Genomic DNA, 23,068 nt, shown 5'->3' with positions numbered 1-23,068 from the left:
AAGCCGCAGATAAGGCGACTAGAAAGACAGGTTGTTCCGCAGCTCCCACGGCGTGATCTGCGACTGGTACTCGTACCACTCGCGCCACTTGTTGCGCAGGAAGAACTCAAAGACGTGCTCGCCGAGGGCATCGGCAACCAACTCGGAACGCTCCATTTCCCGCAGGGCACTGTTCAGATCCGAGGGCAGATCCTTGTAGCCTGCGGCAATGCGCTCGCGGCGGGTCATGCGGGAGACATCCTCCTCCGCTGGGTTGGGCAACTCGTAGCCCTCCTCTATGCCCTTCAAGCCTGCGGCCAGCAGCACCGAGTAAGCCAGGTACGGGTTGCAGGCGCTATCCGGGGAGCGAACCTCCACGCGGCGGGAAGCCGCCTTGTTCTGCGTGTACATCGGCAGGCGGATCATCGCCGAGCGGTTCGACGCACCCCACGCCGCCGCACGCGGAGCCTCATCGCCGGAGGTAATGCGTTTGTAGGAGTTCACCCATTGGTTCGTCACCGCCGTGATCTCCGGTGCGTGCTCCAGGATGCCCGCGATGAAGGACTTTGCGGTGCCCGACAGGCGCAGCTCATCATCCGGATCGTGGAAAGCGTTATTCTCTCCCTCGAACAGGGACATGTGGGTGTGCATCGCGGAACCCGCGTGCTCGCGGAAAGGCTTAGGCATGAACGTCGCGGCCACCCCATTGCGGCGGGCTACCTGCTTAATCAGGTAGCGGAAGGTCATCACGTTATCCGCCATCGTCAGGGCGTCGGCGTAGCGCAGGTCGATCTCCTGCTGCCCCGGCGCGTTCTCGTGGTGCGAGAACTCCACGGAAATACCCATGTGCTCCAACGCGCTGATCGCGTGGGCGCGGAAAGCCGGAGCGTCGTCGGTGACCGCCTGGTCGAAGTAGCCGCCGTTATCCGTCGGCACCGGCGGATAACCCTCAGTCTCTAGCTCCTTGACCAGGAAGAACTCGATCTCCGGGTGCACATAGCAGCTGAATCCCTGGTCCGCCGCGGCTTTCATCTGGCGGCGCAGCACCTGGCGCGGGTCCGCCCACGAAGGGGTGCCATCCGGCATCGCAATGTCACAGAACATGCGCGCCGACAAAGCTCCATCATCTGACTTAAACGGGAAGATCTGGAACGTCGACGGGTCCGGCTGTGCAATCGTGTCCGACTCCGCGATGCGGGAGAATCCTTCAATCGCCGAGCCGTCGAAACCGATGCCCTCCTGGAAAGCCCCCTCCAGTTCGGCTGGCACCACCGCCACGGACTTGAGGTACCCCTGGATATCCGTGAACCAGAGGCGAACGAAGCGAATGTCGCGTTCTTCCAGCGTGCGCAGAACATATTCCTGTTGGCGATTCATATCCCCCATTGTAGAAGTTTCCCGCCCGACTGCGCCCCTGTTTGCGCTAGGCCACGCCCCCGTTTGCGCTAGTCGGCGGTTAAGCGGTTGGGGTTGAGGGCGTCACCTAGAATGAACAGCATGACTGCAACATCTGGAACATCGGGCTCCACCCCCAACGGCTACCTGGTCCCCACTAAGAAGGTGCGCATTGCCGACCTGAAGGCGCGCAAGGGCACGGGCGAGCCGTTCGCGATGCTGACCGCCTACGACTACTCCACCGCCGTCGCGTTCGCCGAAGCGGGCGTGGAGATCATGCTGGTCGGCGATTCTGCCGCGAATGTGGTGTTTGGGTATGACGCCACCCAGCGCATCAGCATGGACGAGATGGTCTACCTGACAGCCGCCGTTGTCCGCGGCGCCGGTAATGCCGCCGTGGTCGCTGACCTGCCCTTCGGCACCTACGAGGCTTCGGATGAGCAGGCCGTGAAGGCCGCCACCGAGATGCTGCATCGCACGGGCGCGCACGCGGTGAAGATCGAAGGCGGGGTGCGGATTGCGGATCGCATTCGCGCTATTACTGACGCCGGCATCTCCGTGTGCGCACACATCGGCTTTACTCCGCAGTCCGTCAACCAGCTGGGCGGTTTCAAGGTGCAGGGCCGCGGGGCTGGCGCCGAGCAGCTGCTGGCCGACGCCCGCGCCGTGCAGGAAGCCGGTGCCGACATGGTTGTTCTGGAGATGGTGCCCGCGGACGTGGCTGCTTCGGTAACTAAGGAGCTGGCCATCCCGACGATTGGCATTGGTGCAGGTCCGGACTGCGATGGGCAGGTTCTGGTGTGGCACGACATGGCTGCGTTCCCGGCCGGTGGGCACCGTCCGCGCTTCGCCAAGCAGTGGGCTTCGGTGGGATCGGACCTGTCGGCCGCCGCGGCTGCCTACAAGCGAGAGGTCGCTACGGGCGAGTTCCCGGCGCAGGAGCACTGCTTTTAACCCGGCTGGCCTGCAGGGCCTGTCCCCCCCACCTCGCCACACCAGCCCCACAGGTCACTCTAACCCCACTGGTCACACACCCAACCTCCCAGCCCCTGCCACCTACCCACACCCACCTTCCGCCGCGTCACGCCAGCCCCACAGGTCACTCTGGCACCATTCCGGCGGGCTGGCACCCCCTCTCAAACCACTAAATGTCGCAAAAGTGGTAATTCGTCTTCCCGAAAAAAATTTTGCAGCTAGCGAAATTGCCCTGACCTGCATCTTTGCAGTGTCGACAATCGCTACCAATAACGTTTTACCACTTTAACGACATTTAGCACGCCAGCAACCGCCAGTCACCACACCCACGCCAGCCCCACGCCTGTCACCGCTAGCTTTGCTCAGAAATGTAAACCGAAAGCCGAACCGGCATGCCGCCGCCAGGTGAGTTTTCTAAATCCATCCCCTTTCTTTCTCGAATAGATTCTGGCCGCTCCCCAAAATGAAAATAGGGATTTAAACTAAACTCTTTCCCTCCCTTAACAGCATGAACACCGGAATCCAGATTGCCACCGCAGAAGATTGACTTCTCATGCTTGTCATCCCCCTGATCCCTACATCCCACAAGGTCATACTGCATTAACTCTGGGTCACTAGACAAAGCGTCTAAAACCTCTCGGTGGTACTTCTCCAAAAATGTCTTCTTGGCGTGATCCATTCTCACCGTGTTCATTGGGGAATCTTCCGTCACCATTGGAACCGCCCTACCGTTACCGTATTTATCCAGCGTGTAGATCCGGGAGGACATTTCACCCGGGAACAGTACTAATTTGAAGGACAACGGAACAGAAATCACGTATATCGAAAAGGACAGAGCAAAGAAAAATGTCCACATACGGGTTTGTCTACCCGGGTTCTTTTTTCTCCAAACCGATCTGGAAATCAAAATAATGATTACCACCCAGGCCATAATGCCGGACAGAACAGTAAAGAGGATCAACCCGTGAAAGATGAGATCTAAAATATTAGCCCCTGGGGCAACATCAGAGACGTCAAAAGTCCGATAGAAAACATTTACGTCCACGGCCACCAGCTTTCCCCCCTCTTTACTCACTGCACACAGCGGCTCACCTTGAACGGTGTGCTTTATCAACACTTAGGACAGTACAACAGTATTGAGCAGCTGGGGCTAGATGGCGTCCAGAATAACGAAGGTGGCGGCGACCACGCCGCAGATCAGGACAGCCGCAGTCACCGCGACGACCGAGCCGACGTTTGCGGTGAGGCGCTCGGCGCGCAGGCCGGCGCTGAAGCGCAGGTAGCGGCGCCTTTGGGTCAGCAGAATGAGCGCCGCGAGCAGCATCAACACCCCGGCCGCGGGCAGGACGATCACACCGTAGCGGCCGATCCACCGGAACAGCATCGCGCTGACGACCAGCAGCGCCAGCAAAGTGCGCTGCCACGACAGGCTGGTGCGCTCCGGCTGAAGCCCCAGGTCAGAGTGCGGTCGCTCGGGCACCTTCCGCGCACCCGCCTGTGCAGCACCACGCGCACCCTGGCGTGACACCTCCCGCGCAGTCTCAGGCACCGCTCGGCGCGTCACTTACAGCTCCATCCCAAAGTCGCCGAAGATGACAAACCCCAGCACAACCGCGCATGCCACCACAGCCACGCCCGCCAGGAAGGGCACGATCGCGGGCACCGGCAGAGCCTTCCCGGTCCGCATGGCACGCTCCACGCGCAGCCACCGCACCGCCGCCCCCAGGCCGATCAACATGCCGACGATCAGCACCAGCACAGCCGCGGCGCTCCACAGGTGCTCGGGCACGTTCGGCGAGCGGAATGCCTCCAGCGCCACCCCGCCAGCCAGAAACGCCAGGCTAGTGCGGATCCACGCCAAGAAGGTCCGTTCATTCGCCAGGGTAAACCGCGGATCCGGCTCCTTCCCCTCCGGCAGCAGGGTACGCGCCAGCCACGAACGCTCCGCCTCGCCGTCTACGCGACCGCCCGCGGCGCCTACGCCACCGCCCGCGCCGCCCACGCTCCCGGAGTTCTTAGTCGTCATCTTCCGCGTCGTATTCCTCGGCTTCCTTGGTGCGCTGCTGCGCGGTCTCAATGGCAGCCTCAGCCTCCTCGCGCGTGTCGTAGGGCCCCATGCGGCTATCCCACGCGCTGTCCTTACCCTGGCTCACCTGGCCGGTCTTCGTGTCGTAGTACCACTTCTGCGCATCATTTTCGCTCATAGGCTCATGTGTACCACACGCACCGGACGGCCCCCTGCCTAATCGGCCGGCCAGGCGAAACGTACCTTCCGCGCTGCGGGTTCGGCTTCGATCAAGGTGACTTTAACTGTTGACGCCTCGTCTGGGCCGCCCACACAAGTCGTCAAGATGGGAGGCTCCTCGACCAGGATTTTCGCCTTGTCTCCGCCGTCGCTATTGAGCACCGTCGCGTTGAAGTTCTGGCCCACCCACGGTTGCAGGACGACCGCCTCGGTGAGTTTCAGGCAGGCACGGTCGACGGCGCTGGCCGTCTGGCTACTGGATTTCATGGTGCCGAGAACCTGGTCGACGTTGGCGGTCACCCACTCCGGGATGGGCTGTTCGCTGGCGATCGCCAGGCAGATTTCCGTGGCGAAGCGGTCCACCAGTCGGCGCAGGGGCGCGGTGACGTGCGCATAGTGGCCGCCGATGCCAGCGTGAATGCTGGGCGCCGCACCGGCATCCTCGCCCGCGCCGGCCGCGCCAGCGGGCTCAGACTCACCAGCCTCAGCATCCACGCCGACCAGGCCGAACTGCTGGTACCCCGCCCCGCGCAGAAGACTCTGCGCGTCACGCATGAGTGCCATACCGCGCGGCGTGGAGGCGTCAATATCAGCGAGCAATTCCCCGATCGGGCGGCCGGAACGATCAAACCCCAAGGCGTGCGCAGAGTGGTCGAAGGCGGCGATCTCCTTGTCCCCGGCGGGCGGCAGGGTGCGCAGGATGCCCACGCCCGCGCGCACCATCATCTCCCCGGCGCACATGCCCGCCAGCAGGGACAGCTCGGAGTTGAAGTCGTTCATCTCCTGGCGCTCGTCGATGCCCAGCACATAGCGCTCGGCGCCATCGTCATCCTGCGTGCGCTCCACGGAGATCGAAGGCAAACGCAGGTTGATGGCCTTACGCCGCAAATCAGAGCGCTGGCGCGCCCGGCCAACCTCCGGCAGCTGGGCGATGGCGGGGTGCAGCGTGCCGCCGTGCATGTCCGCCTCCACCTCGGTGTAGTCGAAGCGTTTCACGGAGCGGATCAGCGCGCGGTATACGGTGAAATCCGCAACCTCACCGTCGGCGCGCAGCAAAATATCCCATACCACGGCCGGGCGAGTCTGATCCGGCAATAGCGAGGCGCTGCCCTCCGAGAGTTCTGCCGGGTGCAGGCGGGTGGGCTCGTCCGGCAGGTACATCGTCTGGCCGCGCTGCAGGGATTCCGCCATCAGCGGCCCGGCTGGATCAACAAGCGCGGCAACGTCCGCGATTGCATAGAGCACGCGCCACCGCGCCGCATTACCTCCGCCGTCGGCGCTTGCTCCTTCGTCGGTTCCCGCCCCGCCGTCGCTGATCCCGCTTGCAACACCCGGCGCGTCCTGAATATTCACCGCCTGATCCAAGTCCATCGAACCTGCGGGGTCGATCGTCACAAAAGGAATATCCCGCAGATCACGACGTTGGTTTGCATGACGGTCCGTGGCCTGCAACGCTTCGGCGTGAACGTCCTCGGGGAATCGTTCCGGCAGTTCGAATTCCTCTGCAATGGTGCGGAAGTTCAGCTCGGCGGCGAAAAGTTTCATGCCTCCAAGAGTGACACAACCGCGCCACCCCGGCCACGCCTAAGCCCCAAAAAATTTTTAAGTCGAGACAGCCTGTGAGCCGGATTCTGTCCTATCCCCCGCCCACTCCGCAGCACCGCGTGGGCACGCGAAGAAGGCGTAGGACGAGGCGATCATCCATCTGAGCCCACCATTGCTGGTGGCTTCAAGCGGCCTACCTGCTCATCGTTGGGCGGGCAGCCCTAGAGCTACGCCGCACGCTTGTGCACCATCTGGGATGGCGCGCGTGCGGGCACCTTGACCTTGCTCCCGGTGGGGTTTACCTAGCCACCCCAGTCGCCTGAGGTGCTGGTGCGCTCTTACCGCACCTTTTCACCCTTACCCGCGCGTGGCGGGCGGTTTGTTTTCTGTGGCACTGTTCCCGCAGGTCGCCCCGGGTTGCTGTTAGCAACCACCGTTGCCCTGTGGAGTCCGGACTTTCCTCCGCGCCCGGCCTGCCCTGTATGCAGGGTGGTTCCGCGCGCCGCGATCGCCCGGCCGTCTCGACAAGGTTTAACTCTAGCGCACGGTTTCTCCATCGAGGAAGTGCGTATCGTTGACCCTTCGCACCACGGCGCTGTCTTTGTTGCTGCCCTTATTGTTGACGCCCACTTCTCCCCCGGAACCTTCTGAACCATCCGGGAAAATTTCGATGACGCTCAAGCCCGCCAGGTCCAGGTGCAGCGTGCGGTACAACGCGCCGCTGGCACAAAAAGCGTGGCGCAGGATGGACTTAATGGGTGTCACGTGGCTGACCAGCACGACATCCTCGCCGGGGTGGTTGCGGGCGACGTCGCGAAGGAAGGGGCGCACGCGGGCGAGCACGTCATCGGGGCTTTCGCCTCCGCTAGGGGCTGCGGAACTGTCCCAGAAGCAGGCGTCGTGCTCAAGGGGGAATTCTTCCATGACCTCGGCGAAGGTGCGGCCTTCCCAGTCTCCGAAGTCCATCTCGATCAGGGCTTCGGTCACATGGACTCGAGGCTTGGCGGTGCCAGCGCCACCAGCGTTACTGGAACCGGCGACCGCTGCGGCCTCCGCGGGGGCCGCAGCCAGCGCCTCGGCCACGGCCTCCGCGGTCTGGCGGGTGCGTTTCAGCGGGGAGCTGTAGATAGCACCCGCGCCGCCTGCCAGCTGCCCGGCCACGTAGGCCGCGGCCCGGCGGGCCTGCTCACGCCCATGGGAGGTTAGCTCCGGGTCGGAGAGCCCAGAGAACTGCTTCTGCACGCTCATCTCCGTCTGCCCGTGCCGCAGCACCCACAGGCGGGTCGGCTTCCCGCCGGGGTGCCATTCCGGCGCGCTCGCGGCGTCGGTCACGGCCGCCGCGCCGGTGGCATCCGCGCCCTTGCTTTCATTGCCCGCAGCGCCTGAAGCCCCTGCAGGAGCCAGTGCAGCATCCTCGCCGGCCTCGACTGAGTCGGCGGCGGGTTGGAACGAGAGGGCGTCATCAAACCAGCGCCCCCCAATCCCATCATCCATGGCGCGATTGGCCAGCTCGTCGGCGCGCTTATTCTGCGCGCGCGGCACCCAGTTGTAAGTGACGGCGGCAAGAGTCGCCTCGAGCTCCTTGACCCGCGCGGCCAGGGGCTTCATGTCGGGGTGCTTGATTTTCCAGCGGCCGCTCATCTGCTCGACGACGAGCTTGGAATCCATGCGTACCTGGATCTCCAGGTCCGCGGCGGCGATCCCGCGGATTTTCGCCACCTCGATGGCCAACTCCAAGGCGTTGATGAGCCCCTGGTACTCCGCCACATTATTCGTGGCCTTGGCAATGAACTCCCAGCGTGCGGCTACTTCCTGATCACCCTCCAGGACCGAACTGCCGCAACCGGCGATGCCCGGGTTACCGCGGGATCCTCCGTCGCATTCCACGTCTAAGCGCATCATTCATCACCCTCGTTCTGTCGTCTTCAGGTCACTCTATCGCAGCAGCAGGACATTACATTCAGGGCACCGTGGCACTTCCCCGCTGCCGTCTGCTGCCAGCTTGTCGATCTCCTTCAAGGACAGTGGGTCTAACTCCATGAAGCACGCCTGGCAAGTCCGCCCCTTCAACGGCGCGGCCCCCACCCCGTGCTCGGCGAGTTGCTGATCGTAGGCCTGCAGCAGCTCCGCGTTCGTGTCTTCCAGTGCCGTCCGCCGCTGGGTCAACCGGGCCTTGATGGCGGAAATGTCGGCCTCCAGGGCGTTGGTCGCCCGGTCCAGGTCGGTCTGCGCGGCGGCGATGTCCTCGTCGATCTGCGCATGCGTCTGGTCGTCGGCCTCGTCGGCGGCGGAATTGGCCCCGCTGAACATCGACTGCACCTTCACGGAGCGTTCCAGTCGACCCTCCAGATCCCGCAGCCGGTCACGGGTGCTGTGCAGGTCGTGCTTCAGGTCGCGCCGCCGCTCCGGGTCGGTCTGCGAGTTCAGCCCCGCCACGTTCGCCCGCTCGCGCTCCTTGAGCTTCGCCACGTCCTGGCGCAGGCGCATCAGGGAGGCCTGGTCGCTCCTGACCTGCGCGTTGTTCAGCACCTGCTGGCGGCGTTCCTCGCGCTTCTGAGCCTGCAGCTCCTCCAGCTTCGCCTGCTCCGGCAGCGAGTCCAGCCGCGCTTGAGCGATGTCCAGCTCCTCCTGGTCGCGCGCTAGGTCTGCCAGGTTCTTTCGGTCGTCGGTGGTCCAGCGCATCGCAGTTGTCCTCCTATTTTTCGTGCACGGTCCACGGGTCGGTGCGCACGTCGATCACTGTGGTCTGTGCCTTCGTTGCCTTCTTAATGACGCCTTCCGCCTGGAAACACCACGGAAACTCGCTGGCCCAGTGGGCGGTATCGATCACCGGGCACCCGCCCATGCGCAGGTGCTCATCCACCGGGTGGTGGCGCAGGTCGGAGGTGACGAAGCAGTCCACGTCCATTTTTGCGACCTGGCCGAGGAAGCTATCTCCGGCGCCGCTAGCGACGGCGACGGTGCGGATCATGGCATCCGGGTCTCCGGCTGCGCGCACGCCCCATTCGGTAGCGGGCAGGCGCTCGGCCACGCGGGCGGTAAACTCCCGCAGGGTCATTGGGGTATCCAGCTCGCCGACGCGCCCGATGCCCAGCTGCTGGTCGGCGGGCGTGGGCAGGGAGGTTTCCACGCAGTCGTAGGCCGGCTCCTCATAGGGGTGGGCCTTGATGAGGGCCGCGCGGATAGCTTCCCGCTTCGCGGCGGGGGCTACGAACTCAATGCGGACCTCCTCGACCGTCTCTACCTCCCCGACCGCGCCGAGGTGCGGATTCGCGCCTTCCGTGGGCAGGAACTGGCCGGTGACGGAGAACTCGAAGCAGGCCTGCTCATAGTCACCCTGCGCGCCACCGCCTGCGGAGAAGATGGCGGATTTCACCGTGGGGGCGTCATTAAGAGGAACGGTGAAGCCCCACTTGTCGGTGCTAGAAGGGATCGGCCGCAAGGGTGCGCCCGGGGTGACGCCGAGGAGCTCGGCCAGGCGATCGTTCACGCCGGGGCGGGCGGAATCGGCGTTTGTGTGTGCTGCGAATAGGGCGATGGCGTTGCGGATCAGCTTGTGGACGATGCGGCCCTTCGGGGAGTTGGCGGGCACGGCGGTGACGCCGCGGAGCAGCAGCGGATGATGGACCACGAGCATCTGCGCGCCCTGGGCGATGGCGGCATCCACGACGGCGTCGGTGCAGTCTAAGGCGAAGGCGACCTTGTCGGCGGGCTCGGCGGGGTCGCCACAGATCAGGCCCACCGCGTCCCAGGATTCCGCGAGGTGAGGCGGGTAGGCGGCCTCCAAGGCGGCGGCGACGTCGGCGACGGTGGTTTGATTCGCGGCGGGTGCGGCGGTCTCGGGGTTCGCGGCGGGTGCGGCGGTCTCGGGGTTCGCGGCGGGTGCGGCAGGGTGGGTGGATGGCTCGGGCACGGATTCTCCTGGGGTACTGCTATGTGCTGCTAGCTTTGCGGCTGCAAGGTGCTGCCAGCCCGGCTGCTCGCTCGGCTGGCTGCATGCTCCACCCAGCCTAGCCAGATCTGACACACTGGAGGAGTGCGAGACTTACCAATTCTGCTTGTAGACGTAGACGGAACGCTGATGGATAGCTACCCCGGCATCCGCGCCAGCTTCGTGAACGCCCTGGAGGCTCACGGGGTGCCGGTGCCTGACGAGGAGCGCGTGCGCGAGATCCCCGGCCCGCCGATGGTGGAGACCCTGCAGGACATTGGCCTGGAAGGCGAACTGCTGCAGAAGGTTTTTGACACATACCTTTCGGACCAGGAAAACGGACGCTGGAAGGAAGCCACCCCGTTCCCTGGCATGCGCGACCTGCTGGAAAAGTGGTCCAGCGAGGGCATTATCCTGTCCACGGCAACGTCCAAGTCCGAAGTGTCGGCGGAGCGGATCCTGCGCGAGCACGACATGCTGAAGTACTTCGCGGTACTCGGCGCGGCACAGGAGGACGGCACCCGCCGATCCAAGGCTGCCGTGATTGAGTACGCGCTGGAGCAGCTGAAGGAGGCTCCCGAGGTGCGGGAATTCCTGGCTCACATGAGCGCCGAGGAAGGCCTGCAGGCTCTCGACCCGACGAAGATGCTGCTAATCGGCGACCGCATCCACGACGTGGAGGGCGCCGCGCAGTCCGGCATCCCCACGGTGCTGGTCGGCTGGGGCTACGGTTCCGCAGACGAGCACGCCAAGGCCGCCTACAGCGTGGACACTCTGGAGGAGCTGGACGCGCTGGTGCAGCGCTGGGCCAACGAGGGCTAGCCGGGGCGCCTCAATGCCAGGGGCGCTGCCGGACTGCCGGGGCTGCGCCGCGCCAGCAGGGTGGCGCTGCCAACGCAATGCAGCCCCGAACCTCAAGTCCTCAATGAACTGAAAGGAATTAAATGCACATCACTGTCGTATGCACGGGCAACATCTGCCGCTCCCCGATGGGCGAGGTGATTCTGCGCGCCGGCCTCGAGGAAGCCGGCATCGCCACCAGTCACTCCCCGGCCGCTGATGCTGCCGAATCCTCCGCCGCCGACGCGCCCGTGACCCTGAATTCCTGCGGACTCGGCGGCTGGCACATCGGCGACGGCGCTGATGGTCGGGCGGTGGATGAGTTGGCGTCATTGGGCTACGACGGCACGGCGCACCGCGCGGCACAGCTCGGACCTGAGCATTTGGGCGCCGACCTTTTCCTGGCCATGGACGACGGGCACGTGCGCGGGTTGCGCAACGCGGGTGTCGCCCCGGAGCGCATTCGCTTGTTCCGTACCTTTGACGCCAACTCCCCCGCCGGTGCCGAAGTCGCCGACCCTTACTACGGCCACCGCTCGGACTTTACCGAGGTCGGGCAGCAGATTGAGGCCGCCGTACCGGGCATTGTGGAGTATGTCCGGGAGCAGCTGGGGCGTTAGTGAGCCTTTCCGCCGCTTAAATGTCGGAAAGCGTGCAGAACGCCAGCGGCTGCAGACCTCCGAACTGCACCGTTGACCCCTAATTGTCGGAAAAGTTGCAAAACACCGGGCCTGCACACTCCAAAATTCACCGCTTCCGCCAAAGTGTCGGAAAAGTTGCACAACGTTATTGCAGACAATTTTCACTAATGCAAACATGCAGGTCAGAGCGTTTTTGTCGCAGGCTGTCATCTAGCCGATTTTCTGTTTTGCAACTTTTCCGACATTTAACCCTTCCGGCACCACCCAATACCGCCGAGTTGAGCATTCTCAACCACTCCACGTACCCAAATAAAAACAGGCCATAGCCAAATGCCACCGGATCGAGGCCTCGGAGCGGTTTTAGGCGCCCAAATGTCGCCATAGCGGAGATCTTGAGCCACCTCAGATGATCACGTGTCGCTAGAACGGGAATGCGTTGATGACAGCCATTTCCATTTATCTAAAACCGCAGGTCAAAAGGTTTTGAAAAACCGTGGAGCGCGATCGGCGTTGACGTATTCCCGATCTAACGACATTCTGCTGGCTGAGGGGCAACTTGCAGCGTGCCCGGGAGGCGGTTCGTTGCCAGAGAGGCAGTTTGTGTCCAGAGAGGCAGTTTGTTGCCAAGTAGCAGCAGCTTGTGGACTTGGGGGCGATACCCGCGGGCCGGGTCGGGCCGGGCCGGCGACCTGTGGGACTAGAAGCGCTCCCTGCCGCGCTTTTCCGCGCGGCGCTCTTCGAAGCGGGAGCGGGTGCCTCCATAGCGATCGGTAAGGTCGGAACGCTTTCGAGACTTCGGCTTCTCGGCGCCACTGGGTTCCGACTTCTTAGATTCGGCCGACTTGGGTTTAGCAGCTCCGTCGCCTGCAGCTCCAGCGACACCGGAACGCGCGCCAACAGCTGAAGCAGCTCCGTCGCCTACCCCACCGCCAGCACCGCCAGCACTGCTCGCACTACCTTCACCACCAGCACCGCCACCTTCACCACCAGCGTCAGCACCATCACCACCGGCACCGTCGGTGATCTGGGCATTTAGGCGGGCGACCTCGGCGCTTTCCTCGCGCTCACGCCGGCGCTCGCGCATCTCCGCATACACAAACCAGCCCAAGCCCACCGGCGCCAAGATGCCGAAAGCAATCCACTGAATTCCATAGGACAAGTTCGTGCCACCATCCAAGTGCGGCAGAGGCAGCGCCTTCAGATCCGGCGCACCGCCGGCTTCTCCGCCGCCGGTGTCACTGCTGGCACCACCGTCGGCACCAGCATCACTATCAGCAGCTCCGCCGCCAGCACCATCGCCGCCAGCACCACCAGCACCGCCACCGGCCATACTGTTCAGGCGGTCGACGCTTTCCGAATCCAGCTGCACATAATCCGCCGCCAGATCCTCGCCCGTCACCTCGGAGATCTGCTTCGTCGACATGCCCGTGACCTGCGTGTATCCCTGAGACTCCGTAGGCTTCGCATCCGGCACAGCCTCGCTCATGCGGATAAACCCGGTCACCTTCACCTCACCATCCGGCGCAGATTTCAGCCGAGGCGCAGCCCCGTCCCCCTCCACGGCGACCCACCCGCGATGCACCAAGACGGTCTGCCCGCCGTCGAGCCGAAAGGGCGTCAAAGCTTGATAAGAGTGAGCCGATTCCACCGGGCGGTTGCGCAGCAGCACCTCCTTGTTCGGCAGGAATCGGCCCTGTAGTGCGACTCTGGTCCATTCCTTTTCGACGCCCACTGATTCCCCGTCGCCCGGGATCACATCGGTGATCGGGGCGGGGTCGGTTTGCAGGGATTGTTCGAGGCGCTGGTTGAAGGCGTTTTTGTCCTTGTTCTTCCCCAGTTGCCAGGGGGCTAGGAAGCTGAATGCGGCGTAGGTGAAGGCGAGGACGAGGATGGCGGTGATGACCCATCCGGGTGTGAGGAAGTTTCGCCAGCCGCTGCGCTTCGAGGATGCCATGTGCTCCATTATTGCCCCCGCGCAGCGGGGCGGCCAAATAGGTGGATCCCGGCAGGATGGGCGGATCCCGGCGGAGCGAAGAACGACAACAGCCCCGCGGCCGGGGTGGCTACGAGGCTGTAGAAAATTTTGGTGCGCCCTGACGGGTTCGAACCGCCGACCTGCTGGGTGTAAACCAGCTGCTCTTCCAGCTGAGCTAAAGGCGCGTGCTGTTTGAAGCGTTAATGACTCTAGCACGCCCACCCGCAAAACAACGAAACCGCAGGTCGTGCGCGGTGCGGGACGAGCAGACCCGGCGCGGTAGTGCTAGCCGTGCGGCAAGCGGCAGCACGGACAAGCCGCCTAGCGCTTGGTGCCAGAGGAAACCAGGCAGGCGCCCTGCCAGTCGCCCAGGCGCTCCGACTTGGTCTGCACCAGGCCCGCCAGCTGGGCGGACTCGGCGATCACACCCGGCTCCACGTGGCCGGCATCCAGCTTCGCGGGGGTCAGCAGCCAGATGCGGCCGTCCTCCCCCAGGCTGCGGGTCGCATCGACCAGGCCGTCGACCAAGTCGCCGTCCTCGTCGCGCCACCACAGAAGTACGACATCAACCACTTCGTCAGTGTCGATATCCAACAGGGCATCGCCGATAGCGTCTTCCAGGGCTTCGCTGATGCTGTCGTCGCAGTCTTCGTCCCAACCGATTTCCTGGATCAGGCTGTCGGATTCGACATTGAGCAGGGCCGCCCAATCGTGTCCATTCTGAGACTGCGCGCGCTGTGCGCCCTTCGCGCCATTGCCTTGTGCGCCGCCAGCGGGGCCTGTAGAGCTCGAAGCCGGACCGGGGGCCATTGCCACTGTTATTTCGTACCTTTCTAAGAAAACCAGCCCGTCGCCTAACCGCCTGCGCGTAGTAGCCGTATCACAACCGCTACACGCCCCTGCGGTTATCGCAGCTGGTGTGGTTAAAAATCTTCATTTTTGAACCTAACACAGTCGGGCTGCCAACGGAGGTTTTCTAACGCGACTTTGACGTACTGTGGAAGCCACAAGGGGCCGGAAACAAAGGCGCCCCACAACCCGCGGATCTAAGGAGGACGAACCAATGTCCACTTCGGCAGAAGAAAACAACAGCGCAAACGATGCCAGCAACTTTGCTTTGATCCGAGACGGAGTGGCCTCCTACCTGGCCGATTCCGACCCGGAGGAAACCCAGGAGTGGATGGATTCCCTCGACGGGCTGCTGGAATCCGCGGGCCCGGATCGTGGCCGCTACCTGATGTTGCGCCTGCTGGAGCGTGCCACCGCCAAGCGTGTCCCCCTGCCTCCCCTGCTGTCCACTGATTACGTGAACACCATCCCCACCACCCAGGAGCCCGACTTCCCGGGTGACGAGGAGATCGAGAAGCGCTACCGCCGCTGGATCCGCTGGAACGCGGCCATCATGGTCCACCGCGCCCAGCGCCCGGACATTGGGGTGGGCGGCCACATCTCCACCTACGCCTCCGCGGCTCCGCTCTACGAGGTCGGGCTGAACCACTTCTTCCGCGGCAAGGACCACCCGGGCGGCGGCGACCAGATCTTCTTCCAGGGCCACGCCTCCCCCGGCATGTACGCCCGCGCGTTCCTGGAAGGCCGCCTCACGGAAGAAGACCTGGATGCCTTCCGCCAGGAGGCCTCTAAGCCGAACCACGGCCTGCCTTCCTACCCGCACCCGCACGGCATGCCGGAGTTCTGGGAGTTCCCGACCGTCTCCATGGGTCTAGGCCCCATGGATGCCATCTACCAGGCGCGCTTCAACCGCTACCTGCACGACCGTGGCATCAAGGACACTTCCCAGCAGCACGTCTGGGCATTCCTCGGCGATGGCGAGATGGACGAGCCGGAATCCCGCGGCCTGATCCAAACCGCCGCGCTGAACAACCTGGATAACCTGACCTTCGTCATCAACTGCAACCTGCAGCGCCTGGACGGCCCGGTGCGCGGTAACACGAAGATCATCCAGGAACTGGAGAGCTTCTTCCGCGGAGCCGGCTGGAACGTCATCAAGGTCGTCTGGGGCCGCGAATGGGACGAGTTGTTCGCCCGCGACGAAGAGGGCGCCCTGGTCCACGCGATGAACACCACCCCGGACGGCGACTTCCAGACGTTCAAGGCCAACGACGGCGCGTACGTCCGCGAGTACTTCTTCAACAAGGATCCGCGCACCGCCAAGCTGGTGGAGGACATGACGGATGAGGAGATCTGGCACCTGCGCCGCGGCGGCCACGACTACCGCAAGATCTACGCCGCCTACAAGCGCGCCCTGGAGACCAAGGACCAGCCGACCGTCATCCTGGCCCACACCATTAAGGGCTACGGACTGGGCCACAACTTCGAGGGCCGCAACGCGACCCACCAGATGAAGAAACTCGCGCTGGAGGATCTGAAGCTTCTCCGCGATAAGCAGGACATCCCGATCTCCGACGAAGAGCTGGAGAAGGACCCGTACCTGCCGCCGTACTTCCACCCCGGCAAGGATGCGGAAGAGATCCAGTACATGCTGAACCGCCGCAAGGAGCTCGGCGGCTTCCTGCCGGAGCGCCGCGAGAAGTTCACGCCGCTGAAGATGCCCGACCTGTCCATTGCGAAGCTGGCCCGCAAGGGCTCCGGCAAGCAGGAGGTCGCCACCACGATGGCCCTGGTCCGCGTGTTCAAGGACCTTATGCGCGACGACGAGCTGAAGAAGCGCATCGTGCCGATCGTCCCGGATGAGGCGCGTACCTTCGGCATGGATTCCTGGTTCCCGACGCTGAAGATCTACAACCCGCACGGCCAGAACTACACGCCGGTGGATCACGACCTGATGCTCTCCTACCGCGAGGCCACCGACGGACACATTCTGCACGAAGGCATCTCGGAGGCCGGCTCTATGGCTTCCTTCATCGCCGCCGGCACCAGCTACGCCACCCACGGCGAAGTCATGATCCCGCTGTACATCTTCTACTCGATGTTCGGCTTCCAGCGCGTGGGCGACGAGATCTGGGCGGCCGCAGACCAGATGTCTCGCGGATTCCTGATCGGAGCCACCGCGGGCCGTACCACGCTGACAGGCGAGGGCTTGCAGCATATGGACGGCAACTCCCCCGTGTTGGCGTCTACAAACCCTGCAGTGGTGACCTACGACCCGGCATTTGCCTACGAGATCGCCCACATCGTGCACCGTGGCATCGAGCGCATGTACGGCGAGAACAGCAACGATGGACGCGGCGAGGACGTGATCTACTACCTCACCGCATACAACGAGCCGATCCACCAACCGGCGGAGCCAGAGAACCTCGACGTGGAGGGGCTGCACAAGGGTATTTACCTTTATGACGCCGCCTCGGGCTCAGCGGGGTTGCAGGCCAATATTCTGGCCTCTGGCGTGGCCATGACAGCAGCGTTGAAGGCGAAGGAGCTGCTGAAGGAGTTCGACGTAGACGCGAACGTGTTCTCTGTGACCAGCTGGAACGAGCTGGCCCGCGATGGCCAGGCCGTGGAGCTGGAGCAGCTGCGCGACCCGGCGGCGGAGCCCCGCACGGCGTTTATTACCCAGCAGCTGGAGGCCGCGGAGGGTCCGTTCGTGGCGGTGAGCGACTACGCCACCACCGTGGCCGAGCAGGTGCGCAAGTGGGTGCCGGGCGAGTACGTGGTGCTGGGTGCCGATGGCTTCGGCTTTGCGGATACTCGCGAGGCGGCGCGCCGGTACTTCAACGTGGATGCGGAGTCCATCGTGGTGGGCGTGCTGCTGGGATTGGCACGCGAGGGCAAGATCGAGCGTTCCGTGGCCGCGGAGGCCGCCGAGCGTTTCCAGATCGACGACCCGACTGCAACCAACTAGCGACGAGCTAGCGGCACGCTACGTCTGCTCCTGGCGTGGCCAGCCGGTTCAGCAGCGCCCGGGTGACGTCCTCCGGGCGCTCCCGCAAGATTGTTAGGATGAGTGTACAAACGTCCGCGCGATGCGGGATTGCGCTGGAGCTTTAGCCACAAGGCTTTTAGCTTAGCGACCGACGCGCGGGCGGATATGGAGTGGCAGGAGAAGGAACGATCATGGCTGAACAAGATAACCAGCTGGCTGCGGCACTGTCGAAGAAGCTGAAGAAGGACGGTGCCGAAGGTGCTGGCGCTGGCGCCGAGGGCACGGCAGGCGCTGCGGGCTCCGGGAAGAACGGCGCAGGCGAGAAGGACAAGCGCAGCATCGTACTGGACGTCGTGGAGGATGCGACGGGCATCGAGCGCGAGGAGCTGGAGGGCTCCAAGCGCCTGGGCGATGACCTGAACATCGACTCGCTGTCTCTGATGGACATTGCTGTGCGCCTGGAGGAGGAGTTCGGCGTGGAGGTGCCGGACGAGGACATCAACCGGGTGAAGACCATCGACGAGCTGGTTGGCCTGGTGGACAAGTGAGCGGCGAGAAGGTGGCCGCGGTAGAGGACGTACTCGCCGAGCTGCGGGACTGGCCCGTCGACAACGTGGCCGCGGCGGCGCTGTGGGAGGACGACAGCGCAGCCGGGGCGGGTGCTCGAACAGTGACCTTCGGCGACACGTCCGCGCAGTTCCCCCTGGCCAGCGTGAGCAAGCTGGTCACCGCCTATGCCACCCTGCTTGCCGTCGAGGAGGGCGCCTTCGAGCTGGACCAGCAGGTCCCCGCCGAGCTGCTGCCCGAATTCGACGACCTGCCGACCGTCCGCGAGCTGCTGGCTCACACCAGTGGCATTGGTTTCCGCGGCCGCACCCCGGAGAAGCCGCGTGGTGCCCGCAGGATTTATTCTTCGGCGGGCTACGAGGTGCTGGCGGATCTCATCGCCGCGGAGGCCGACATGCCCTTCGCGGAGTACGTGGCCGAGGGCGTGTGCGCGCCGCTGGGCATCGAGGTAAAGGTCGAGGGCAGCGCGGGGCATGGTTTTTCTGCCTCGGTCGATGCCCTTGCGGTGTTGTGTTCTGAATTCTTGACGCCCTCACTCCTGGCTCCCTCTACCTTGAACGAGGCGCTGGAGCCCCAGTGGCCGGAGCTTTCCGGGGTGGTGCCGGGCTACGGAATGCAGAAGCCTTGCCCGTGGGGTTTGGGCTTTGAGCTGCACGGCGAGAAGTCGCCGCACTGGTTGGGCGAGGGTATGCCCGCAACGGTGGCGGGACACTTCGGCCAGTCGGGGACTTTCCTATGGGTTGACCGGAGTGGGGAAAAGAAAAAAGCCGCCGTCGTCCTCACGGATGAGAACTTCGGCGACTGGGCCAAGCAGCGCTGGGATGGCTTCAACCAGCGCCTTTGGGAGGCGCTGGGCTAGCCTTGCGCAGCGTGCTACTCGAAGGTAGTGCGCAGGTCCTCGTGGCCCTCTGCGCGCCAATCAACGTAGGCGTTGTCCTTGGTATCGATACCCTGCTCCCTCTGGTGCGGAACCTTGGCCACGATGTTGCGGCGGGCACGGCCGGAACGCAGCTGGATCTCAATGCGCTCAGCCACCTTCGCCAGAGCCATGTTGATAACGATCATGATCAGTGCGATCAGCAGCAGTGCTGGGATCATCGCGCCGTAGTACTCGCCTAGCTGGCGGCCAGAGCGAACCACTTCCACAAAGCCGATCATGTACCCCAGAGCGGAATCCTTCAGGGCAATCACCATCTGGGAGATGATGGCCGGCAGCATGGCGGCCACAGCCTGCGGCAGCAGGATGAGGTTGATGGACTGGCGGTGGCTCAGCCCCAGCGCAATCGCTGCTTCACGCTGGCCGCGCGGCAGCGACTGGATGCCGGAGCGCAGGGTCTCTGCGATCACGGAGCCGTTGTACATCGTCAGGCCGAAGACCACTGCGGAAAAGCCCAGCCAGCTGGAAGGCACCAGCTGCAAAAGGGAGAACACCGCGTAGGCGAACAGCATCAGAACCAGTACTGGGATGGAGCGGAAGAACTCCACGATGATGCCGCAGATCCAACGCACGGGTGCGGAGGTGGACAGTCGGCCCACGCCCAGCAGCGCACCAATAGCCATCGCCAAGACGATGGAGACCACGGCCGCGCCGATCGTGGAGATCAGGCCTGGGATGATGTAGGTCGTCCAGGTGCTGCCCTCCAGGAAGAAGGACCACTTCTCGGACTCAAACTGACCCTTGTCATTCAGCTTTAATGCCACCAGGACCAGGATCACAGCGACCACTACGACGGTAACCGCCGTGAGGATTGAGTTGAGCCTGCGCCCCTTCGGGCCTGGGGCGTCATAAAGAACCGTTGCACGTGTAGTCATTAGCGCTTCACCGCCCATCGCTTACCTGCCCAGCCGAAGAACAACCCGGTAGGCAGAGTCAAGATGATAAATCCGATTGCGATTACACCGAAGATCACCAGAATGTCGCTGGCGTAGTCCTCCGTCAGGGTCTTCATCAGCAGGGACGCTTCAGCTACACCGATCACCGAAGCGATGGTGGTGTTCTTCGTCAGCGCGATCAGGGTGTTGCCCAGCGGCACGATCGCTCCGCGCAGGGCCTGCGGGAAGATCACGTGCCGGAAGTTCTGGCCAAAGCTAAGCCCCAGGGAGCGGGCAGCCTCGGCCTGGCCGAAGGGCACGGTGTTGATACCGGAGCGCAGGGATTCCGCCACGAAGCAGGAGGTGTAGGCCACGAAGGCTAGGACTGCCAGGCGGAAGTTCTGCTTTTCAATGAAGGAATCGTTCTCCACCGCCAGCAGCAGGCCCAAGTTGTAGTACAGACCCATGGAGGCCAGCAGAATGATCAACGTCAGCGGGGTGTTACGAACAATGTTGATGTACCACGCGGACAGGTTACGCAGGATGCCCACGGGGCTGACGCGCATGGCGGTCAGGATAATGCCGAAGATCAGCGAACCGACCGCGGAGAAGAACGTCAACTTGATGGTCACCCAAAATGCGGGCAGCAGTTCGGGCTTCATCTCGGACCATAGTTCGGGGTTCATAGTGCGTTCCTCCTTCCTACTTCTTGTCGACGAACGACAGGTCGCCGATCTTTGGCTTCTCGCCGAGATCCACGTTGTCGCCCAGGTTCTTGGCGACGATCTTCTGGAACTCGCCGGAATCGTGCATTTCGTTCAGCGCTTCGTTGACCTCCGCCTTGGCTTTGTCGTCGCCCTTAGGCAGGCCAATGCCGTAGTTTTCGTTGGTCCAGAAGCTGCCGTCATCCTTCTTTAGCTGGATAACGCCGTATTCTTCGCCGAATCGTTCCTTGTAGCGCTGTGCGAAGCCAGCCAGAATGGTCGCGTCCGTAGTGGTTGCATCCACCACGCCCTGCTTCAGGCCTTCCGCACACGCGGCGTAGGTGTCGAACTCCTGCAGCTGCACTTCAGGCAGCGCGTCCTTCACCTTCTGTGCCGGGGTGGAGCCGGATACGGAGCACAGGCGGGTGCCCGGCGCGATGTCGTTCAAGCCCTTGATGCCGGAATCTTCGCGGACCAGCAGCGCCTGGTGGGTGACCAGGTACGGCCCTGCGAAGTCCACGGCCTTCAGGCGACCTTTGTTGATGGAGTACGTGGCGGTGATCATGTTGACCTCACCGTTGTTGATGAGGGTCTCGCGCTGTGCGGAGGGGGTTTCGCGCCATTCGATTTCTGGCGTGGCCCAGCCGTGCTTCTTTGCGATGTATTCCACCACGTAGCGGGATACGTCGGTATCCAGGCCAGCGAACTGCTTGTCCGGGGTGCGCTCACCCAGGTTCGGTTGGTCATACTTGGTGCCCATTACGACGTGGCCGGATTCGATATCCGCCAGCAGGTCGCGGGCACCGCCAGAGCCGCACGCGGTCAGCGCCACCACGCTTGCGGTGGCAACCACTGCAGCGGTCAGGCGCTTGAGTGCGCTTGTGAAGGTAGACATGTGTAACTCGCTTCCCGAACTAGTGGTTCACGATCTTCGCCAGGAAGTCCTTGGCGCGATCGGATTGCGGGTTCGTGAAGAAGGTCTCCGGGTCGGCGTCCTCAACAATGGCGCCGTCGGCCATGAACAGGATTCGATCCGCGACGCGGCGAGCAAAGCTCATCTCGTGGGTGACAACCACCATGGTCATGCCGCCCTTGGCGAGGTCGGTCATGACGTCCAGGACCTCGTTGATCATCTCGGGGTCGAGGGCGGAGGTCGGCTCGTCGAAGAGCATCACCTTCGGGTCCATGGCCAGCGCGCGGGCGATGGCTACGCGCTGCTGCTGGCCGCCGGATAGCTGAGCCGGGTACTTGTCGGCCTGGGCGGCGATGCCCACGCGGTCCAGCAGCTTCTCGGCGGTCTTGCGTGCCTCTTCCTTGCTGACCTTGCGGACCTTGGTGGGCGCCAGCGTGACGTTATCGCGAATGGTCATGTGGCTGAACAGGTTGAACTGCTGGAACACCATGCCAACCTCTGCGCGGAGCTTGGCCAGGTCTTTGCCTTCTTCCGGCAGCAGTTCACCGTCGATGCGGATTTCGCCATCGTCGATGGTCTCTAGGCGGTTGATGGTGCGGCACAGCGTGGACTTGCCGGATCCGGAGGGTCCGAGGATCACGACAACCTGGCCCGCCGGTACTTCGAGGTTGATGTCCCGAAGTGCGTGGTACTCGCCGAAGTGCTTGTTCACTCCCTTGAGTTCAATCATTGGTTTGGAAACAGTGGTTTCAGACATGAACCAAATAATAAGTAACGAAGGTCACTTTTATGAAATAAAAGCAAGATGCCTCACTGCTGCTGCTTGTCGTTGTCTTATTGACGGCTTATTGACGCCCTTAGGGTGAGCTCGTTAAAGGGGATGGTTGCCCATCCACGTGATCGCTGGGAGCAGGCGACGATAGACGGTGTTGGAAACAGAAAAGAGCGTACGGTGGCGAGCATGAATTTTTCTGGATTTATACGTAACCGCCACTCCCCTCGCGCGTTCCTGCCAGACGAGATCCCGGCAGAGGACATCAAGGAGATCCTGCTAGATGCCCAGTCCGCGCCCTCGAACTCCAACACGCAACCGTGGAACGTTCACGTGATCGGTGGCCAAAAGTTGAAGGATTTGAGTGCCGCGCTGATCGAGGAGTTCGATACCAACGGGCTTAACCCCGACTTCACGATCGACTATGGCCAGGGTGTGCACCCACAGCGTTCCATGGAGTTGGCGGCGAAAATGTACGGCCTGTTGGGCATTGCCCGTGAGGATAAGGAGGCGCGTACGGAGTTCGTCCGCGAAAACCTGCGTTTCTTCGGCGCCCCGTACTCGGCGCTGATGTTTATCCCGCTGATGGGCGACCGCATTCGCGCGGCGTTTGACCAGGGGACGTACGCCGAGAACTTCCTGCTGTCCCTGACTGCCCACGGCTACCACGGGGTGCCCCAGGGCATGATCTCCCTACTGGCGCCGACGGTGCGCGAGTTCCTGGGCGTGGATGAGGAGTACAAGCTGGTTACTGCACTGACCTTCGGCCGGGCGGATGAATCCAGCCCGGTGTACAAGACCGCCCCGGGCCGTGTTGCACTATCCGAGACGGTGACGGTGCACGGGATTGAGGGGTTGGGGCTGTAGGGCGTTAAGCCCTGGTTTCTAAGGAATCCCCGCTGGCGCGGGGAGCATGTGATGCCCTGATAACTT

At 63.3% G+C, this 23,068-nt stretch carries 22 protein-coding genes, 1 tRNA gene and 1 other RNA gene; 7 read left to right on the top strand and 17 right to left on the bottom strand.

The features are described 5' to 3' along the window. Nucleotides 1–18 precede the first annotated feature (18 nt). Nucleotides 19–1,356, bottom strand: a complete 1,338-nt coding sequence (locus tag JQ46_RS07530; RefSeq protein ID WP_034986811.1) for a glutamine synthetase family protein — start codon at nucleotides 1,354–1,356, stop codon at nucleotides 19–21. A gap of 111 nt (nucleotides 1,357–1,467) precedes the next feature. Here JQ46_RS07530 and panB point away from each other — a divergent pair, with 111 nt between their 5' ends. After that, nucleotides 1,468–2,328 carry a 3-methyl-2-oxobutanoate hydroxymethyltransferase gene (gene panB / locus JQ46_RS07525; protein ID WP_034986809.1) on the top strand — a complete coding sequence of 287 codons (861 nt, stop codon included), beginning with the start codon at nucleotides 1,468–1,470 and terminating at the stop codon, nucleotides 2,326–2,328. A 373-nt stretch (nucleotides 2,329–2,701) separates the two neighbouring features. Here the strand turns inward: panB and JQ46_RS07520 are convergent, their stop codons facing one another. The 9 genes from JQ46_RS07520 to JQ46_RS07485 all read right to left on the bottom strand — a co-directional run bounded on the left by JQ46_RS07520 (nucleotide 2,702) and on the right by JQ46_RS07485 (nucleotide 10,052). Then, complete coding sequence (locus tag JQ46_RS07520) at nucleotides 2,702–3,466, bottom strand: hypothetical protein (RefSeq protein WP_155271113.1); 765 nt, start codon at nucleotides 3,464–3,466, stop codon at nucleotides 2,702–2,704. 33 nt (nucleotides 3,467–3,499) lie between these two features. Continuing rightward, nucleotides 3,500–3,877, bottom strand: a complete 378-nt coding sequence (locus JQ46_RS07515) for a DUF202 domain-containing protein (RefSeq protein ID WP_237744775.1) — start codon at nucleotides 3,875–3,877, stop codon at nucleotides 3,500–3,502. 36 nt (nucleotides 3,878–3,913) lie between these two features. After that, complete coding sequence (locus tag JQ46_RS07510) at nucleotides 3,914–4,375, bottom strand: YidH family protein (RefSeq protein WP_034986804.1); 462 nt, start codon at nucleotides 4,373–4,375, stop codon at nucleotides 3,914–3,916. Further along, nucleotides 4,365–4,553 carry an SPOR domain-containing protein gene (locus tag JQ46_RS07505; protein ID WP_034986802.1) on the bottom strand — a complete coding sequence of 63 codons (189 nt, stop codon included), beginning with the start codon at nucleotides 4,551–4,553 and terminating at the stop codon, nucleotides 4,365–4,367. The genes JQ46_RS07510 and JQ46_RS07505 overlap by 11 nt, the downstream gene beginning before the upstream one ends. Before the next feature lie 38 nt (nucleotides 4,554–4,591). Further along, on the bottom strand, nucleotides 4,592–6,139 hold the full coding sequence (locus tag JQ46_RS07500) for an RNB domain-containing ribonuclease (protein ID WP_034986800.1): 1,548 nt from the start codon (nucleotides 6,137–6,139) through the stop codon (nucleotides 4,592–4,594). A 59-nt stretch (nucleotides 6,140–6,198) separates the two neighbouring features. Further along, nucleotides 6,199–6,663: RNase P RNA component class A (gene rnpB, locus JQ46_RS10815), an RNA gene on the bottom strand. Nucleotides 6,664–6,676: 13 nt separating this feature from the next. Further along, nucleotides 6,677–8,038 carry a bifunctional RNase H/acid phosphatase gene (locus JQ46_RS07495; RefSeq protein ID WP_034986894.1) on the bottom strand — a complete coding sequence of 454 codons (1,362 nt, stop codon included), beginning with the start codon at nucleotides 8,036–8,038 and terminating at the stop codon, nucleotides 6,677–6,679. Between the two features lie 36 nt (nucleotides 8,039–8,074). Beyond that, nucleotides 8,075–8,821, bottom strand: a complete 747-nt coding sequence (locus JQ46_RS07490; protein WP_034986798.1) for a zinc ribbon domain-containing protein — start codon at nucleotides 8,819–8,821, stop codon at nucleotides 8,075–8,077. 13 nt (nucleotides 8,822–8,834) lie between these two features. Then, entirely contained in the window at nucleotides 8,835–10,052 is a 1,218-nt protein-coding gene (locus JQ46_RS07485) for a Nif3-like dinuclear metal center hexameric protein (protein WP_034986796.1), read from the bottom strand. Nucleotides 10,053–10,175: 123 nt separating this feature from the next. On the opposite strand from JQ46_RS07485, the gene JQ46_RS07480 reads away from it, so the two are divergent. Together JQ46_RS07480 and JQ46_RS07475 are read left to right on the top strand one after the other, a co-directional pair. After that, nucleotides 10,176–10,892 (top strand): HAD hydrolase-like protein, encoded by a 717-nt coding sequence (locus JQ46_RS07480; protein ID WP_034986794.1) that lies wholly within the window; start codon nucleotides 10,176–10,178, stop codon nucleotides 10,890–10,892. A 122-nt stretch (nucleotides 10,893–11,014) separates the two neighbouring features. After that, complete coding sequence (locus JQ46_RS07475) at nucleotides 11,015–11,530, top strand: low molecular weight protein-tyrosine-phosphatase (RefSeq protein WP_034986791.1); 516 nt, start codon at nucleotides 11,015–11,017, stop codon at nucleotides 11,528–11,530. Between the two features lie 718 nt (nucleotides 11,531–12,248). Here JQ46_RS07475 and JQ46_RS07470 read toward each other — a convergent pair. From JQ46_RS07470 to JQ46_RS07460, 3 genes are all read right to left on the bottom strand, one after another. Further along, nucleotides 12,249–13,514, bottom strand: a complete 1,266-nt coding sequence (locus tag JQ46_RS07470) for an SURF1 family protein (protein WP_034986789.1) — start codon at nucleotides 13,512–13,514, stop codon at nucleotides 12,249–12,251. A 121-nt stretch (nucleotides 13,515–13,635) separates the two neighbouring features. Continuing rightward, nucleotides 13,636–13,711, bottom strand: a tRNA-Val gene (locus JQ46_RS07465). 136 nt (nucleotides 13,712–13,847) lie between these two features. Continuing rightward, on the bottom strand, nucleotides 13,848–14,342 hold the full coding sequence (locus JQ46_RS07460) for a DUF3052 domain-containing protein (RefSeq protein WP_034986787.1): 495 nt from the start codon (nucleotides 14,340–14,342) through the stop codon (nucleotides 13,848–13,850). Between the two features lie 247 nt (nucleotides 14,343–14,589). On the opposite strand from JQ46_RS07460, the gene aceE reads away from it, so the two are divergent. From aceE to JQ46_RS07445, 3 genes are all read left to right on the top strand, one after another. Further along, entirely contained in the window at nucleotides 14,590–17,346 is a 2,757-nt protein-coding gene (gene aceE, locus JQ46_RS07455) for a pyruvate dehydrogenase (acetyl-transferring), homodimeric type (protein ID WP_034986785.1), read from the top strand. Nucleotides 17,347–17,558: 212 nt separating this feature from the next. Continuing rightward, nucleotides 17,559–17,915: an acyl carrier protein gene (locus JQ46_RS07450; RefSeq protein WP_034986783.1), complete on the top strand. Its 357-nt coding sequence runs from the start codon at nucleotides 17,559–17,561 to the stop codon at nucleotides 17,913–17,915. Then, nucleotides 17,912–18,793 (top strand): serine hydrolase domain-containing protein, encoded by an 882-nt coding sequence (locus JQ46_RS07445; RefSeq protein WP_237744774.1) that lies wholly within the window; start codon nucleotides 17,912–17,914, stop codon nucleotides 18,791–18,793. The genes JQ46_RS07450 and JQ46_RS07445 overlap by 4 nt, the downstream gene beginning before the upstream one ends. A 14-nt stretch (nucleotides 18,794–18,807) precedes the next feature. Here JQ46_RS07445 and JQ46_RS07440 read toward each other — a convergent pair whose 3' ends face one another. From JQ46_RS07440 to JQ46_RS07425, 4 genes are read right to left on the bottom strand one after another with little or no spacing between them, the layout of a single operon-like run. Further along, the gene (locus JQ46_RS07440) at nucleotides 18,808–19,746 is read right to left on the bottom strand and encodes an amino acid ABC transporter permease (RefSeq protein WP_034986889.1); all 939 of its coding nucleotides are present in this window, start codon (nucleotides 19,744–19,746) and stop codon (nucleotides 18,808–18,810) included. Next, on the bottom strand, nucleotides 19,746–20,432 hold the full coding sequence (locus JQ46_RS07435) for an amino acid ABC transporter permease (protein WP_034986781.1): 687 nt from the start codon (nucleotides 20,430–20,432) through the stop codon (nucleotides 19,746–19,748). Before JQ46_RS07435 ends, JQ46_RS07440 begins: the two co-directional genes overlap by 1 nt. A gap of 16 nt (nucleotides 20,433–20,448) precedes the next feature. Then, complete coding sequence (locus tag JQ46_RS07430) at nucleotides 20,449–21,345, bottom strand: glutamate ABC transporter substrate-binding protein (RefSeq protein WP_034986780.1); 897 nt, start codon at nucleotides 21,343–21,345, stop codon at nucleotides 20,449–20,451. Nucleotides 21,346–21,364: 19 nt separating this feature from the next. Then, complete coding sequence (locus tag JQ46_RS07425; RefSeq protein ID WP_034966252.1) at nucleotides 21,365–22,093, bottom strand: amino acid ABC transporter ATP-binding protein; 729 nt, start codon at nucleotides 22,091–22,093, stop codon at nucleotides 21,365–21,367. 231 nt (nucleotides 22,094–22,324) lie between these two features. On the opposite strand from JQ46_RS07425, the gene JQ46_RS07420 reads away from it, so the two are divergent. Continuing rightward, nucleotides 22,325–23,002, top strand: a complete 678-nt coding sequence (locus JQ46_RS07420) for a nitroreductase (RefSeq protein WP_080719519.1) — start codon at nucleotides 22,325–22,327, stop codon at nucleotides 23,000–23,002. The last annotated feature ends 66 nt before the right edge of the window (nucleotides 23,003–23,068 follow it).

It is taken from the genome of Corynebacterium jeikeium (assembly GCF_000738175.1).
GTDB lineage: Bacteria > Actinomycetota > Actinomycetes > Mycobacteriales > Mycobacteriaceae > Corynebacterium > Corynebacterium jeikeium_C.
Note: the sequence above shows the minus strand (reverse complement) of the source record. Positions and strands in the feature narration are given on the sequence as shown.